At 31.2% G+C, this 15,854-nt stretch carries 13 protein-coding genes and 3 pseudogenes; 1 reads left to right on the top strand and 15 read right to left on the bottom strand.

Annotated elements, in window-relative coordinates; translation table 11 throughout:
- Positions 1-104: 104 nt before the first annotated feature.
- The 9 genes from ACTQ5K_RS23975 to ACTQ5K_RS23935 all read right to left on the bottom strand — a co-directional run bounded on the left by ACTQ5K_RS23975 (position 105) and on the right by ACTQ5K_RS23935 (position 9,065).
- Positions 105-866: a class I SAM-dependent methyltransferase gene (locus ACTQ5K_RS23975; protein ID WP_441994387.1), complete on the bottom strand. Its 762-nt coding sequence runs from the start codon at positions 864-866 to the stop codon at positions 105-107.
- Between the two features lie 122 nt (positions 867-988).
- Positions 989-1,309 carry a hypothetical protein gene (locus tag ACTQ5K_RS23970; RefSeq protein WP_031540731.1) on the bottom strand — a complete coding sequence of 107 codons (321 nt, stop codon included), beginning with the start codon at positions 1,307-1,309 and terminating at the stop codon, positions 989-991.
- A 373-nt stretch (positions 1,310-1,682) separates the two neighbouring features.
- Entirely contained in the window at positions 1,683-3,569 is a 1,887-nt protein-coding gene (locus ACTQ5K_RS23965) for a RiPP maturation radical SAM C-methyltransferase (RefSeq protein WP_031540732.1), read from the bottom strand.
- On the bottom strand, positions 3,566-5,257 hold the full coding sequence (locus ACTQ5K_RS23960; RefSeq protein WP_031540733.1) for a B12-binding domain-containing radical SAM protein: 1,692 nt from the start codon (positions 5,255-5,257) through the stop codon (positions 3,566-3,568). The genes ACTQ5K_RS23965 and ACTQ5K_RS23960 overlap by 4 nt, the downstream gene beginning before the upstream one ends.
- Positions 5,254-6,231, bottom strand: coding sequence for an aminotransferase class I/II-fold pyridoxal phosphate-dependent enzyme (locus tag ACTQ5K_RS23955; RefSeq protein WP_031540734.1), 978 nt, complete (start codon positions 6,229-6,231; stop codon positions 5,254-5,256). The genes ACTQ5K_RS23960 and ACTQ5K_RS23955 overlap by 4 nt, the downstream gene beginning before the upstream one ends.
- Before the next feature lie 62 nt (positions 6,232-6,293).
- On the bottom strand, positions 6,294-7,451 hold the full coding sequence (locus ACTQ5K_RS23950) for a radical SAM/SPASM domain-containing protein (protein ID WP_235252326.1): 1,158 nt from the start codon (positions 7,449-7,451) through the stop codon (positions 6,294-6,296).
- Between the two features lie 101 nt (positions 7,452-7,552).
- The gene (locus ACTQ5K_RS23945) at positions 7,553-7,681 is read right to left on the bottom strand and encodes a hypothetical protein (protein ID WP_268817980.1); all 129 of its coding nucleotides are present in this window, start codon (positions 7,679-7,681) and stop codon (positions 7,553-7,555) included.
- Positions 7,671-8,861 (bottom strand): MFS transporter, encoded by a 1,191-nt coding sequence (locus ACTQ5K_RS23940; RefSeq protein WP_031540127.1) that lies wholly within the window; start codon positions 8,859-8,861, stop codon positions 7,671-7,673. Before ACTQ5K_RS23940 ends, ACTQ5K_RS23945 begins: the two co-directional genes overlap by 11 nt.
- 81 nt (positions 8,862-8,942) lie before the next feature.
- Complete coding sequence (locus ACTQ5K_RS23935) at positions 8,943-9,065, bottom strand: hypothetical protein (RefSeq protein ID WP_268817979.1); 123 nt, start codon at positions 9,063-9,065, stop codon at positions 8,943-8,945.
- Positions 9,066-9,459: 394 nt separating this feature from the next.
- Here ACTQ5K_RS23935 and ACTQ5K_RS23930 point away from each other — a divergent pair.
- A pseudogene (locus tag ACTQ5K_RS23930) lies at positions 9,460-9,689 on the top strand (IS66 family transposase); the annotation flags it as partial.
- A 115-nt stretch (positions 9,690-9,804) separates the two neighbouring features.
- Here the strand turns inward: ACTQ5K_RS23930 and ACTQ5K_RS23925 are convergent.
- From ACTQ5K_RS23925 to ACTQ5K_RS23900, 6 genes and pseudogenes are all read right to left on the bottom strand, one after another.
- On the bottom strand, positions 9,805-10,512 hold the full coding sequence (locus ACTQ5K_RS23925) for a tyrosine-type recombinase/integrase (protein ID WP_160314274.1): 708 nt from the start codon (positions 10,510-10,512) through the stop codon (positions 9,805-9,807).
- Between the two features lie 214 nt (positions 10,513-10,726).
- Positions 10,727-11,155 (bottom strand): annotated as a pseudogene (gene tnpA / locus ACTQ5K_RS23920) (IS200/IS605 family transposase).
- A gap of 251 nt (positions 11,156-11,406) precedes the next feature.
- Complete coding sequence (locus tag ACTQ5K_RS23915) at positions 11,407-12,966, bottom strand: hypothetical protein (protein WP_065429145.1); 1,560 nt, start codon at positions 12,964-12,966, stop codon at positions 11,407-11,409.
- Positions 12,967-13,004: 38 nt separating this feature from the next.
- Positions 13,005-14,002: pseudogene (locus tag ACTQ5K_RS23910) on the bottom strand (ATP-binding protein).
- A gap of 15 nt (positions 14,003-14,017) precedes the next feature.
- Positions 14,018-15,499: a hypothetical protein gene (locus tag ACTQ5K_RS23905; protein WP_231512611.1), complete on the bottom strand. Its 1,482-nt coding sequence runs from the start codon at positions 15,497-15,499 to the stop codon at positions 14,018-14,020.
- Positions 15,500-15,602: 103 nt separating this feature from the next.
- On the bottom strand, positions 15,603-15,854 hold a 252-nt coding region (locus ACTQ5K_RS23900), incomplete at its 5' end, for a hypothetical protein (protein ID WP_441994386.1).

The following is a 15,854-nucleotide window of genomic DNA, read 5'->3' as shown; positions in this document are numbered from 1 at the left end:
AAAAAAACCAAATGGATGGAGCCACCTTTGAATAGGTATTTACCTTTTTGGCTCTAAACAAGGAGGATAATCAGACTGAAAATTGCGACAATATTTATGCAACACTAGTGACATTTCACTTTAAGAAAAAATCTTGATTGGGTTACATCAAAATAACCTACTTTTCCGATGTGCAGATACAGACGATACAGGGCATCCTCGTACTTCTTAATGCTGAAATCAGGAACTTGCCAAGGAATCGCTTTTAAATAATAAATCAATGCACCCAAGTCATAGAAACGCTGGATTGGAAAATCCTCCTTTTGCTCAACGATTTCCCATTCGTCCACTGGGAACATTTCGAGTGCAGATAGAAGCTTCCACTCTTTAAATTCCGGATTAACCGAAGTTCCAAACCATTCATTTATTTCCTTACAATCCCAACCTCCGACTTGCTGAGTAAGAAAGATTCCATTTGGCTTCACTATTCTCTTTAGCTCTTTTACCGAGTAAGATTCGTGCCTATTGATAATCAAATCAAAATGTTGGTCGGAAAATGGCAATTGTTCATCATCGACCACTTCATATACGCTTACACCTAATGGTTCTAACTTCTTTTTGGCAATTGATACATTCGGTTTATATCCTTCTGTAGCATAAATTGTTGGTGGAAAATAGCCATTTAATAAAGACAGAAATTCTCCTCCACCGGTTCCCATATCTAATACTGTTGTAGCATCCTGCATGGCAGCAACCACCTTACTTCCGTAAGACCAAGAAAGCAAGCTGCTTTGGATTCGTCCTGTGTCATGGATACTAGAAAAATCCCATCCTGTAAACTTCTCCTTTATCTCTTCTAAATATTTGTGAAAATTAATCTCTTTCACGCTCCATTCCTCCTCTATTTTTCTTATTCATCTAAAAAATTAGTGGAGGACCTCTGCAATAACGGTTTTATCTTTCATGCTCTAAAGAAGTCATGATCTACCCTTCCTTTACTTTATATTTGCTATAAAAAATAAGAATAATAGGTTATCAACGTGACAAAAAAACTAATTATTATATAGAGAATAAGTCCAATAATAATTGGTGACACACGAAAACGAAACGGACCAATTCCAGCTTCCTCCCATGTCCAGCCTGCTATATTTGCGTTAAATACTGTGTTTGTTTGATGAATGTATAAGCGGATGAGATAAACTATTCCAAAAAGCAATAGACTACCTAAAAAGATGGTGTCGACAAATTTCCATTGCAGTAAATAGGATGCAAACCAAATTAGCACTGTTTCAATTGTTAAGGTTGCTAAAACAATATATATTTTTTTCATGTAAACACCTATTACTCCTTTGCTTATTAGTAAATGATTTATTAGATGTCTGCCTTTTAATAGAGTGGGAAAGATTTTCCGCTCTTTAAAGAAATAAGCACCTGCCAATAGATGCAGATACTTAACAAATATCCTGTCTACATATCTCTAATTATATCATTCGTTAATCTAACGAGGTTACCACTTGGCTCAAACAATGTTCACCGACATAAATCTCTGGACAAAAACGACAAGATAGTTTGTACAATACCCTTTGAACCCTTTGAGAAAGTTTAGGACAAAAAAGCTTGTACAAAAAAAGACAAGAATCTTTGTACAAACTTTTCTCTTTATGGTTTTTTATTATTAGCCTTTTCAAGAGGATTGATTTATACTAACTAATACTTGTAGCATTTAATGCATTTTGTATTAGATTTTCACTGGGGATATATGGATTGAATTGTAAAACTATTGTCAAAAGTTTATTCCTCTCCATAATTATAAATCCAAGTTTCTCTAACTCTTGAATATTAGAAAGAATATCCTCTTCATTACAATCAACATCCTTTATGACATTTTCAATAATTTTTTTAATTGAGGTTATATTTCTTGCATATACAAGAATTTTCCCTTGTATTTCATTCAATTTATAAATACTGTTTGATTCCCCAATTCTACAGACAAATTTATCCATGTTCCTTTGATACATAAATAAGTCCGTTTGATTGAAATTATCTTTCCAATTTTCAAATTGAGACACAAATTCATTAAGAATTTTATTTTCAAATACAGCATCATTATTATAATCAAAATAATAAGCTAGTTTATTGATATTTATTCCCTTATCCCGATAAATATATTTATAGCTCTTAATCGGTCCGTTTATTCGAATATTATATTTTTTCTGTTCATTAAAGTAGGGACTGAACCTATCCAACCTAATTTTAGAGATTGCCACAGGAGGCTGTAAATGATTTATTTTTTTCATAATATCTATCTGACCCTGTATTTCTTCTGAACTTTCCCCACTAAATCCAAAAATAATGTTCCAAAAAGGTATAATACCATATTCTTTACATAACCGTAATAGTCTAAGGTTTTGTAATAGATCTACTCCTTTGTTCATTAACTTCAAACTATTAGTGGCTAAACTTTCTATTCCTGGCTGTATCTTAGTTACACCAGCTTCTTTTAAAACACAAACTTGTTGTTCATTTAAGTTACTCTTTACTTCCATAAACATATCAATTTTAATCTTGTCTTGTTTTAATTTTGGTAAGATATATTCAAAGTATTCCATGCTCATTATATTATCTGTGAAAAATAGTGTGTTTGTGTGTTCACCATAACTTTCAATTAATGTTTTCATTTCATTGTAAATTTTTTTCTGTAATTTACCTTTATATTCAATAGCATTTGCATTTAGGCCACAAAAGACACATTGATGTTTTTCTCCCCACCAGCACCCTCTTGAACCTTCATATAATATCACTGTTTCCTTTTGCTTTTCTGGGAAACTTTGAAATAATTCCTTGAAATAACTACCAAAGTTTGGAATACTATTATTATTTAAATTATAGCTATTATCAATATCAATATACTTATATCCTTTTTTGGTTGCGAATCCTACAATAATATTTTCACTTGGTGATTCACTGAAAACACTGAAATTATCTAATAAATTTATAAAAGCACCTTCACCTTCACCAATGCATACACCATCGATATCCTTAAAGGTATTTATTAGTTCCACACCCATTTCACCAAAACAATTCGCTCCACCCATTATTATCAATTGATTAGGATATATCTTTTTTATTTGCTTTATTAGGGCTATGGAAGCCATCGTTTGCTGAAAACTATTCGTAAAACCCACAATCTGATATTTAGAAAAATCAATATTCTGTATAATGTTTTTTAAAAACTCATCCGAAGTCTTTCTTCCTGCATTTATTAAACTTAATAGTTTCTCTTTTTCACGCCAAGAATGTATCATTGTTCTAGACTTAGCTGTAATATACTCAACAAACTCGTTTGTCTCATCTTCGGTACTTTTATCAAAAACATGTTGTGAAAAAATCCATTCTCCAATTAGATCAGTTGAATCGTATCCTGCCACAAGTTCGTAAAATTCTAATCCCATCATTTTTGCAAAACTAATATTCAAATTTATAACATCACAATTGTGACCTTTCTCTACGGCAATATTTTTTAATATTTCTAATCCAAGTGGTGGCCTTATAATACTTGCAAACGGCATATTAATTAATAGAATATTCACCTACTTATCATTCCCTTGCTAATTCTCTTAATTTCTTGTAATTGTTTTTTTGTAATAAAGAAGAAATGAACCCTGTTTTGAATAATTCTTTGAACATCTCTAAATATTTGAAGATTGTTTTCCTTTGTTATACTATTGATTAAGTTAAATATATTACTCTGATTATATTCAACATCTTTGAATTTAAAGTTATATTCTAAACTGAGGAAATCTTTCTTTTTCAAATGAGATAAACCCCATTTTTGGGGTAATAGATGCATAGGGGAGTTTTCCATTAAACCAAAAGCTGAAACTCCGACTAAATCAATATCTTCATTAGAAAATGCTTGATTAAGAGAATGTTCCATTTGTTTAATTGTTTCACCAGGATAACCAGTAATTAATGTTATACATGTTGTAATATTATGATTTGCCAATGTGTCCATTACCTGTGGAATACAATCTACATTAATTTCCTTGTACATAGATTTCAAAGTTGACCTATTGTATGATTCTATACCAAATGAGAGTAAGACACAGCCCGATTTTTTAATTTCGCTAACAATTTCCTTCTCTGATAATAATGGATCTATTCTAGTCTCAGTCATCCATTTAATTTTAATATCATTAAATTTAATTAAACTAGCAACTTCCATAAGTTTTTCTATGGTTAAATATGCATCTACGAAATAAATATTTTTCGTTTTATATTTTTGAGTAATACATTTAAACTCATCAATAATTGTTTGGTTTTTTTTAAAACCATTAAATTTTCCGTGGTTATAATGATGTGAACAAAAGGAACATTTACCGTGCTTACATCCTGAAGATAACATTACTGGTAATACTCTTTCAGGACTTAAATATTTATCTAGATTAATCCCGTCATATGATGGGATTATATCATTCACACAACCATGATTTTTTTTAAAAAAATTATTTTTAACCCTTCCCTTATCTCTGTAAAAAACATTTGGTATATCAGAAGTTACCTTTCCAAAATTCTTATAAGAATTAATTATCTGCTCTAAAACTAACTCTCCATTAAATAACACCGCTACATCAATTAGTTCACTGTCATCCATAATTGATTTTATATTTGCTGCTGCATGGGTAATATAACTTCCTCCAAAAATAACTTTTACATTAGGGAATTTTTCTTTTAACTTTTGACTAAATCGTAGTGCAAAGGGTAACTGTTCTGCATAGGAAACTGAGAGTCCAATTATGTCTCTTTTATCATTATTTAATAATTTTACTTCATCATCAAAAATCGTATCAAATAAACTTAGTTCGTCAACGAATTTTAATAGTTCATTCACACTGTTTGGTTTTCTTAAAAAGGAAAATTTTGTTAAGTTCCAACTACATCCAAATTTATATGATAATAATTCTAAACAATCATTAATAGTTTTTGTTGCTTTTATATAGTCAGGGAAATTAAATAAGTCTTTATTTCTTATGATATTTAAGGAATTTTCAATGTTTAGGATACTATCCAAATATTCCTTCTCTATATTGGTAATATTTTCCCTAAGGTTTGTATATTCAGCCAGTAAATTTTCATGAGTCAATAAGTTTGTTATACTTATTGATAAATCCTTCTGATCAATTTGAAATCTATCTTTTAAGTATCCTAATAAGGTTGGTACGCTTAAATTAGGGTATGCTAACGAAACTAAAGGTAACGTATATAAACGTATTTTCATATCCTACAATCCTTAATGTGTTTAAGCATATTATCAATATCATCTTTTTCCCAAATTGCATATTTTAAAATAACTTCTGGCAAATTTAATACTTTTACACCTTCTATGGTTACACCCGCTAGTCTTTCGTTATTAAATTTTTCAGGGTCGAAATGGACACACGAAAAATTAGCCTCTGAATTAACTGGTTTAACTCCATCAATTTGTAATAAGTGTAAATACGCATATTCTCTTAAATTTATCACATTCTTTCTAATTTTAATAAAATGATTCATTAAATCCCTATCGTTTAGCATTTGTTTAATAAACTCTATTGAATAACTTGTTACTGAATGTGGTACTATATTCTGTTTTCTAAAAGTAGATGGTAAATATTTACTGACAATGTAGCCTGTCCGTAGACCTGGTAAATACCAGCCTTTAGAGAAAGAACGGGCTAGGATAATTCGTTCATTATTTAAACAAAAGTCTAACGTCCAGTCTTCTGTATTGCTATAATCAATATATGCCTCATCAATAAATAAGAAGCCATGGAAATTAGTGAGTAAAGTAGTTAATTGGTCTTTAGTAATTCTAATCCCATCAAACCACCTTGGAGATGAGAAACATAAAATATCATTTTTTCGACTATCATTCTTTTTATAAAAATCAATTAAACAATCAAAAGTATCAACCTGAATGGTAATAACCTCTTTTCCAGTCTCACTAGCTACGAGCGAATATAAACCAAATTCAGGAGTAGTTATAACGATTCTTTCCCATGTTTTAAAATTTGATATAGAGTGAATAGCCTGGCTTATACCAGAACAAGTAAAAATATACTCTTGTGGTATGTCTAAATATATTGCTAGTTCTTTAATCAATGGATCTTCCATAGGATTTTCTGGCATATAGTAAAAATCGGTATGAAATAAATGTTCATGTTTTTGTTTCACCCAATCCTTTAATACACTATCTAAATCCCAAGGTCCCAAATAATTCCCCACCTAATTTCACCTCTTTAAACCTAAATTATTAGATAGTCTGTTTAGTTAAGCTAAAAATATAAACATTTTCCATTCTTCGAATTCTTTTTCAAATTCTCAATAAACTTGATTCTATTCGGATCCTGCCATAAAAAATGTAAATCATTATTAATAATGTTTCCTAGCTTGTATTCATTTTTTAAAAAAGGACAAGGATAGACATCCCCCAAATGGTCTACTGTAATCCGAGAAATACCCGCACAACATGTCCATGTATCTTCATAAGTTTCACCATCATTAGTTTCAATAGCATCTTCCTCGTGATTAAAACTCTTATATGTAACATTTAAACCTTTTAAATTTTTGGATAAATACGATTCCAAATAAAAATTAAACTCAGAATACATTTTTTCATCCATAGCTAATTTTCTTTTATTAGAAATTGCATTACCAAAAATCGTCAAGTGAGATACTTGTACATTTTTTACTTTTATAGATTTTAATAATTCTAATAAATCTATTATGCTTTTATAGTTTATTTTGTTTATAACAATATTTATTGAAGGTTGGATATTCCGTTCTATTAACCCAGAAATATTATTAATAGTTTTATTAAAATTACCTTTCCCCCTTATGAAATCATGCTCACTTTCCATTCCGTCTAAAGATACATTAATTGTTAATCTATCAGACATTTCTATTAGATCATCGAAAAAGTATTCTAGATTTGTCCCATTAGTGAACACTCTAATATCAATTCCCTCATGATAGGCCCTCCTCATGTATTCTATAGTTGAAGGCTCTTCGAAACACTCACCACCAGTAAAGAGCACTGAAAAGGGTTTTGCTGCTAAAATCCTATTAAAAATAATATCTTTCTCACTTTTTGATATTTCATTATTGGTCATTCCAGCTTCAACATAGCAATGCTTGCATCTTAAATTACACTTATTCGTGACTTTCCATTGGATTAATAAAGGAGCACTCAAACACAAATGGCTCGTATCGTATTCCTCTGTATCATTAAATTTATTTAAAAAATTATCAAGAACCTCAGATACATGAGTCGGCGATAGATTATACTCTTTTGCTAGGAAAGAGATAACTTCAGTTTTATTTTTAAATTTATCAATAGCATTTAATATTGTAAAACCTTCCTGATTAACAACGTAAAGTAACTTGCCTATTTCAATTAGATACTCATCCTTATTTAATATTTTGTATTTCAACAATAATCAACTCCAAAATAAAATAATTTAAAAATTGGAATTTTTCCACTTGATTTTGAAAATAGAGTAAAAAAAAATAGTGGAACCACTTTGTTGCAAATTTATTTTTCCGCATCTTTTTTCTTTAATGCTTTTTTGTCTCCATTTATTTTTTTTCCTTTTTGCATAACTTTGCATTGAGTAACCTCAGGTTTAAGTTTTTTTACCTCTGGGTTTAAATTAATTTTCATATGTATCCCTCACAATCTCATTTTTCTTTATATTAAATTTATTTTTCAAAAATAAAATAGTAGAAAAGACGATAATTAGGCAGGAAATTGATAGATAAGTAAACTTCAATCCAAAGTTATCAGCAATTAATCCTGTTAAAGGTGATATTAAAGCAACGAATAAACTAATGAGTAAACTTGCACATGATAAGATTGTCGCTCTGTTTTCCGATGGAATATTATCATTTAATTTGGTGTAAAAATACGGACTTGCTATTCCTCGCACCACACTTAAAGCTACTAATATAATTAGCCCCCAAAAGTTATCAAGGATATAGAGCATAAAAGTTAGTATACTAAACCCAAGAATCAAAACCAGATTAGTATAATCTTTAAGCTTTAATGAAATTTGTTTACTCCTTTTCGAGAAAAACCCTGCAGTGATATTCAATATAAAAAATATAAAACCAAATTCAGTACTACTTATTTGTATTTCATACATAAATGGCTGATCATAAGCTTTAACTATCTGTATAACTGACATAATTAATACCAATGATAATGTGGCATTCAATACTTTATTTGTTTTGAAAATAATAAGTGTACTTGTTTTAATTATTTCAAAATGCCCTTTTTTTCTATTATTTTGGGAATATCTCACTTCGTCCTCTAAATTTATTGAAATAATCAATGCACACAGAAAAGTCCCAATAGTCATAATAAAAGGTAAATAAATATTTACCCCATATAGGATGCCAGAAATAATCGCAGCAAAACCCATATAATAAAATGTATAGCCTCGAATTCTCCCGTCAATTTCTTGAAACTCATTTTCATGTTTATACTTTTTCATCATGTCATATAAATATGCTGAATCCGTTCCAGATAAAAACACTACTCCTAATGCCATTAGTACTGACCCCACATAAAATGAACCAAAGATATAAAAGACAATACTAATAAGTCTTAACAATACACTTATAATTAATGACACTTTTCTAGAGTATTTATCACTAATAATTCCTGCTGGAATTTCCATAAGTATAACGGTTATACCAGAGACAGTTCCTATTAGCATTAGTTGTGTTATAGATAAACCGTGATTAAAAACAAAAAGAGCAAAAATCGCATCGATGAATAAAACAGAAGTAAGCACACTATATGTTCCAAATAATAACAAGGTTTTTTTATATGAGTTCATGAACAGTTTCCTCACCTATTATTTTTTTGTAAAATTACCGCCACAATTGTGGCGGTAAAATAAAATTGTAGCCGAAAAAAATTAACAAATATCAGTTCCTGGGTAATATAGTTCTAATTTTAATTCTTCATCTTCATTAGCCAATTCATTTTGTGTTTTAATTTCGGATAAAATGTCTTCAAGAGTATATTTTTCCTCACTCATATTCTCACCCCCATTCTTATTATTAATAGTTTTTTATTTGATAACCATTTGCATGGATACCATCAAAGTAAGCGGAATATATTAATTTATTCTTCAATACTATAATACAACTTTTTCCACATATGTCTGTTTGGTATTTGTTACAATATATTGAAATTTCTATGTAATCACATAATTGCATAAAAAAGAGACAATGACGATACCTTAAATCAGCTTCACGATAAAGGAAAATTAAAATAGAATACAAAGGTACTGTCGTTTAGATCAAAAATATACACAAAAAGGATAACCCTCTTGAGGTGATGGAAAGCAAGGGATTTGAAGGATTCATCAATATAAGAGTGATTGACGAAACGTTGAACGAGGGTGAGTTTTACTTTTTAAAAGAAGGTTCAACCGATCCGATGGGAAATCTGGTCAAACCAATCCCTATAATTGGGTGTATCGAAGTGTGCCAAGCCAAGGTCCAACCATGACTCTCTTTCAAAGCTCAGTATCACGTGCTCGATCTGTCCTTGAAAGTTTCATTAAAGGATATTCCGGAATGATTGTTTGTGATGGTTATTCTGCTATGATAAGTTGGAAGGCGTTACCTTCGCAAATTGTTGGGCGCATTATCCGAGAAGAATTACTGTATGTCTTAACATAAAACATTTCTTCTCTTTTTTCTTAGATAATCTTTTGATGTTTTTGACAAAAGTTTCAGTCTTCAGTTCAGAAAATCGGGAATTCTGATGCTTTATTCGTCATAAGACACCTCCGGGAAAACCTGCAGTGTGTAATCTTCAAACAGTTCCATAGCTTCAGGATAGAATTCGCTGCTGAATTTCAGATAACTCTCCGTTTCTTTAAGGCTGTCATGTCCCAGATATATAGATAAATAGGGAACCGATGCGTCAATCGAACGCCCTGACTTTTCAGCTTCTGCAAAGTATTTAAAGGCAAACACATGCATCAGGCAGTGAAGGCATGGTCCACGTTCCCGTTTTCCCATACCTTTCAATGATATGCCGGCATATTTCAGTATGGTATTGAGTTTATTACGAGCAGCTTTTACAGAAAGTGGTACTTCCTGTATTGCGCTGGGGAACAGTAATGCTTCGGCTTTTCCTATCAACCCCATTACTAAACAGTATCTAATCAAGATTGATGTCAAAGTCTCATGCATAGGTACTAGCCGTTGCTTGTCTCCTTTTGTCTGTTTTAGAATGAGGATTCCACCATCGAGATCCATATCCTTCATCTTCAAAGCTAGAGTTTCCCCTACGCGCAAACAGCAGCCATACATGATTCGGAGCATCATTGGAAACTCAAGCTGGATGTAGGGATTCGGTTGGCTCTTTGTAAGGGTAATATTATCGGATAATGCAAAAATCCTTTTAAGTTCCTCATCAGAAAAAAACTGGCTTTTTTCTGTCAGTGAAGCTGGAGCAAAAGCTAACGCCATTTGTTTAAGCATCACAAGCCATGAAATCTTAGATCAATACTTGCCCTGGTCAAAAATGATTCAGGCAGAATGTAGTAATTAAAATAAGTAAGTATCCGCCGGTAGAACCGGCGGTTTTAATTTCGCCCTATAAGGGCACTTTACCAACGAAGCCCCTAAAGTGACCGCCAACCGTTTACTCTCCCTACTTTTCTTTAAATGGATCGACGTATTCTCATTTGCTCATATTATCTCGCAAACGGTCTTCTGCTTCTTGCTCTCGAATAATATACTTTGCAATTGTTTTTTCGTTTAGTCCCACCGTACTTACGTAATATCCTTTCGCCCAATACGTTCGGTTTCCATGATTATATTTTAAATTTGCGTGTCTATCATGGATCATCAAGGAACTTTTACCTTTTAAATATCCCATGAAATACGAAACAGACATTTTCGGTGGTATTTTTACCAGCATGTGAATATGATCTGGCATTGCATGTGCTTCCATTATTTCTACATCTTTCATTTCACATAGTTTTCTCAAAATAGCACCTATATCTTTTCTTCATTTCCCATACACTACTTTCCTTCTGTATTTGGGAATAAATACGATATGATACTTACAATTCCATCTTGTATGTGATAAACTATTGTCGCTCGACATGAGCAGGACTCCTTTCGTTATTTGAAGTTGGTTTGACGGCCATCTTCTATTATAACGATTGGAGTTTTTTTCTGATACAACTCTACAAGTTTCATTTGCACACAGGCATATCCTGTGGTTTAAAAAGATTAATAAAAGCCATATATTCGATTTAAAAAATCGTGGTATATGGCTTTTGTGATGTAGACCGAAAAGGTGTTCTTTTTTATAGTTCAGGCTTACGCTATTCAATTTAAATACTCTGCTTTGTTTTATTTCATTTTGTCCATTGCTATTCGAATTGGAGATTTATAAGGCGGATACCTCTTAGATTTACTTATTGGACAATTTACTTGTTCACTGATGTCTTTTATGAGATTCTTCATGTAATTAATTCGTCCATTAGGAAAATAGAAAACTATTTCTTCATTTGAATTTTGCGGGATTTTTGCAAGGTACATAGGAATAGTATCATCAGGATGGAGTTGTTTAAATTTTTCTGGGTTTTGTACGACCTCTAACCATTTTATATAACGCTCAATTAATAAATGTGTAACGATTTTATTTAAAATATAATTTATTCTGCTAACATTATAATTTAAGAAATCAAGCTCTTCCTCTCTACTGATAGGATTTAATACTTCTTCTAGGTGTGTCATAAATGATCCACGAATAAATGAACTAAACCGTTCTCTTATGCATTCAAAATCATATGTTTCTCGAATTTTTGTTTGATTTTCTATTTTCCAAAATGAATCTATTCCTTCACACTCCATTTTCCACCAAGTAAATGATAATGCATGGGGACAAACATCACCATTTTGTTGGGCTTTATTGAAAATCTCAACGCATTTCTTGTGGTCCTTGATAATATTACGTAATATATATCTACTTACTGCTTTATAAATAATCCTAGTTTGTTTGTAGACTTCAAAGAAGAAACTATCAATTTTATGTTTTTCGTTGAATCTAAAGCGTGAAAATTGACGTGGAAAAGCAGTTAAATAATTTTCCTTTAACAACCTATAATCATTTTTAATTTTCAAGATTCCCTTATTAGAAGAAATTTTAATAATTTTCTCACTCAGAGCAGGGTTATCATTAAAAGCTCTAATCAATAATTGGGGCATCATTGTCAAGTAATCAGTATCATTAATAACAAAGTATTTGTTGTAATTATCAAAGGGGTAAATTAAATGATATTGATGAACTTTTTCACGAGGTAAATTTAACCATGAATTTATGATTTGGTTTTGAATTCTAGGTTGTTTTTTCCATGATAAAAATATTGACCGTATATTTTCTGAATCAAGAAAATCGTAACCACAGGTGCAACGAAAAGCCTCTTTGTTGCCTTTATTAATAAGATATTCTGGCATTAATTTATCACATTTTACGCACCTAACAATTAACTCTTGTTCTGGATGAAAAGCACAGTGATCAAAAATTTTCAGTTGGTGTAGAATACTATGATATCCTTTACTTAAACAAATAGGGCAATATGACAAGTTAGAGTGAAAATAATTAATTTCAAACTTAATATTGGGAATTATATGGATTAGTTTATCTGCTAAATTGTCATGGTACTCTTTTAGATCTATTCCAATAATCTTTTGACTCAATTCCGAATCAATGCTGAAAAAATAAACTAGATTACGGTGGCGGCTGCCAGCATTTGAAATGTTTTTTAATTGCCTAACATTTTTATTGCCGATTAAGGCTAAAATAGTATTTCCGTCAATAGCATTTGCCCACATAAATTTTTCTAATATTCCCCAAGATGATTCGTAGTCTTGAATCCATTCGGTAGACCAAGTAAATTGAAAGGTCATAACTTTCAACCACCTTTATCTAAGTAATGTATATTATATTAACTTATTTGATACAATTCTGATTGGATGTACCCAGAATTATTAATTGCTTCTTCCCAATGAGTTTTTTTATAGCCGGTAAATCTAAACCATTATTTCCAAATCGTTTTAAAGCATATTCTACAGTTAATGTAACATATTGCATTGGAATTTCTACTTTCTGAGGTAATCCGAATTCTCTTCTTAAATTTACAAAAACCTGAAATTATTCTTCGGCTGAATGATGCAACCTATATCCTCTTGTAAAAGATTCAGAAAAAAAGTATTTAGTGAATGACCAGTTACTATTTGTAGGGTATTCACAATAATCGTCATATCCTGTTAAACAAATCCTTAAATTATTTAAATTTTCAATTCCCTTAAATTGATATTCATGGCTCATAAAGCGACCCACTATTTGAAATTTATCTCCACTGATAAACGCAGATCGTTGATGAACCAATTCTTTTTGTCCTACTAGAATAGTAGTTAAAGTTATGCCATAATGATCCAAATCATTATATAGATCCATTAACCAATCATAATGAATTTCTACAAGTCTTTGTGCATCATCTATAAAAAAAACAATCTTATTATTACCTGAGAAGTCAGCACGTTCTACTAGAAATCTTAATAGCCTTGTTCTCTTCATATTGGATTTTCCACTTATGATAATTGAATGTCCCACAGCATTTAATAAATCTTCAAAAAAGAAATTTTCATTGGGATTTTTGTATTTACGACAACGAATATGAAAAATTGGTGTATTTTCACCAAAGTCTTGTGGCAAACAATTAATTAAATATGAAATAGCTCTTGTTTTTCCTAATCTGGGACGACCATATATGATCGCACCCGGAGTTCTGTTTTCGACCCATTGAATGACAGTTTGATACATTCTATCGATCTCATTTGTTGAAATCAAATATTTACCCGTCTCAATGGGATGAGTTCCTTTTGGAATATAAGGTCTAATTAATATTTTATTAGATTGATTGGATTCCACTGTTTCTGACATTTTTAGGACCTCCAATTAAAAAATTATCGTTCTTTTTAAGATTCGCTTATCAGTTTGTTTATCCCCTGCTTCAGGTTCCTTATGCTTCCTAACATTAGATAGATCGGAAAGGTTTTCAAAATTTCCGTTAATAATGGTCCCTTTGTCTTCATTATACTTTGCTATTTGGTATCGTTCTTCTTTACTCTTTTGTTCTTTTTTTAGGGAAGCTAATTTGTTTCTGTTTGTTTTATTTTTTCGTGCTTCTTTTTCTAAGTAGTCTTGGTAAACTTGAATTGGATCATCATATTGAGTGAAATGTATTAACTTATTATTTTTTAGTTTATTTATAGCTTTTCTAGTTCTAAGGTCATGAGGGGTTATTCCCCATTTTCCAGTAGCACTTAAATTACCTAATTCACTACCATCATCTAGAAATGCTTTTACAATCCTTAAATCATCCGTGTTGACTAGCAGTTTAAGTGTTTTATTAACTAAATGTGGCGAACGGTTTAATACATCGTTCGTATATCTTACCCCTTCATAATTAACAAATGGTCTTCTTCCATTCTTTTCACTACCATTAACTCTTCTTGTAACTGTTAATGAAAAAAAGGCTATTTCATTACGTTTTTCTTCAGGTAACTGAAGTATTGTCATTCCTCTCGCTACTCTTTGTTCAAAAACTTCTAATGGGCTAAGATTACTATTTCCTTCATGTGGACTATCATTGTATTCAGCAATTAATACATCCGTAAGTTCTTCAAGGTGTTGTGCAGTAATTCTATATTTAATAGCATTTTCTTCTGAATTATTCCTTTTTGGGTCTTTTGGGTTACTTCCAGTTGTAGAAGGTAACCTATGAAACCCATTTTGCTCTAATGTCCGAAAAAAACGTTCGATAATAGGCCTTCTAACCGGAATTGCTACAGGTCCCAAATTAATAGAACAACCAATTAAGTCAACAAGTTTTTCTTTTACATTCTTTGCAATATTAGCTTTTGCATTGTCGTAGCAAAACTCGTCCCATAAACCAAAACTAGCTTCTGGAATTAAATTTGAAGGAAAGTTTGCTCTTTCCGAATAGTTTAATCCTTCAATAGTAAGCGATTTCCTTTTCCACGGAAAAATAGCATTCCTAATACACATTAGAACATCATGTGCAGAATATTCTTTATTTAGACAGAGATGATATCCTAGTATTGCTCTCGTAGCTACATCAACAATGGAAAGAATCCATATCCGATTCATTACTTCGATAATCTCATCACCCTCTGGGGTATTAAAAATTATTGCTATTGAAGTATCTATTCTATGACCGTCAAATTCCACTCGTTCTAGCGGTCTGATAATCATCGGATTGTTTTTGTTACCGATGCCGGTGTTTTTGGCAACCATAGCTGCTTGTTCACCATTCCTATTTGCTACTTCAACAAAATACGTTTTAGACAATGATTTTACATACCGTTCAAGGGACTTTATTGCCAATGAACTCGTGTTAAAAGGATATTCATTCATTTTAATCCCCAAAACTTTACATTCATTAATAAACTTCTTGTGTAAATTTCTTATGTTAATGAGATTGAGTCAAGTTTTTGTGGGAGTTTTTTTAGCTCCCTTTTTATAAAGTAAAACTTCTAATTTTGTATCCGCTTTCTAAATGTATTCTTTCATCAAAATTTCTTTTTTTCTTTTTTAAAAACCTTTTAATCCCTGTAAGGCAAAGTGAATGGGTTTTCCAATCGCCTGATTTAAGTATGGTATGTTCTGACGCACGGTTTCTGTTACTAATTTTGTGGGTATTTTTCTTTTCGGTCGATGCTCTTTCTTTGATTTTTCCGTGGTCTTTTCCCATTTTCCATATATCGTTTGG

Source organism: Niallia sp. Sow4_A1, assembly GCF_052116745.1.
In the GTDB taxonomy this organism is placed as follows: domain Bacteria; phylum Bacillota; class Bacilli; order Bacillales; family Cytobacillaceae; genus Niallia; species Niallia hominis.
Note: the sequence above shows the minus strand (reverse complement) of the source record. Positions and strands in the feature narration are given on the sequence as shown.

Coding starts and splice junctions, on each gene's coding strand:
- ACTQ5K_RS23970 (WP_031540731.1), bottom strand. CDS start 1,309: ATGAAAAAAATATATATTGTTTTAGCAACCTTAACAATTGAAACAGTG.
- ACTQ5K_RS23960 (WP_031540733.1), bottom strand. CDS start 5,257: ATGAAAATACGTTTATATACGTTACCTTTAGTTTCGTTAGCATACCCT.
- ACTQ5K_RS23945 (WP_268817980.1), bottom strand. CDS start 7,681: ATGAAAATTAATTTAAACCCAGAGGTAAAAAAACTTAAACCTGAGGTT.
- ACTQ5K_RS23940 (WP_031540127.1), bottom strand. CDS start 8,861: ATGAACTCATATAAAAAAACCTTGTTATTATTTGGAACATATAGTGTG.
- ACTQ5K_RS23935 (WP_268817979.1), bottom strand. CDS start 9,065: ATGAGTGAGGAAAAATATACTCTTGAAGACATTTTATCCGAAATTAAA.
- ACTQ5K_RS23925 (WP_160314274.1), bottom strand. CDS start 10,512: ATGGCGTTAGCTTTTGCTCCAGCTTCACTGACAGAAAAAAGCCAGTTT.
- ACTQ5K_RS23915 (WP_065429145.1), bottom strand. CDS start 12,966: ATGACCTTTCAATTTACTTGGTCTACCGAATGGATTCAAGACTACGAA.
- ACTQ5K_RS23905 (WP_231512611.1), bottom strand. CDS start 15,499: ATGAATGAATATCCTTTTAACACGAGTTCATTGGCAATAAAGTCCCTT.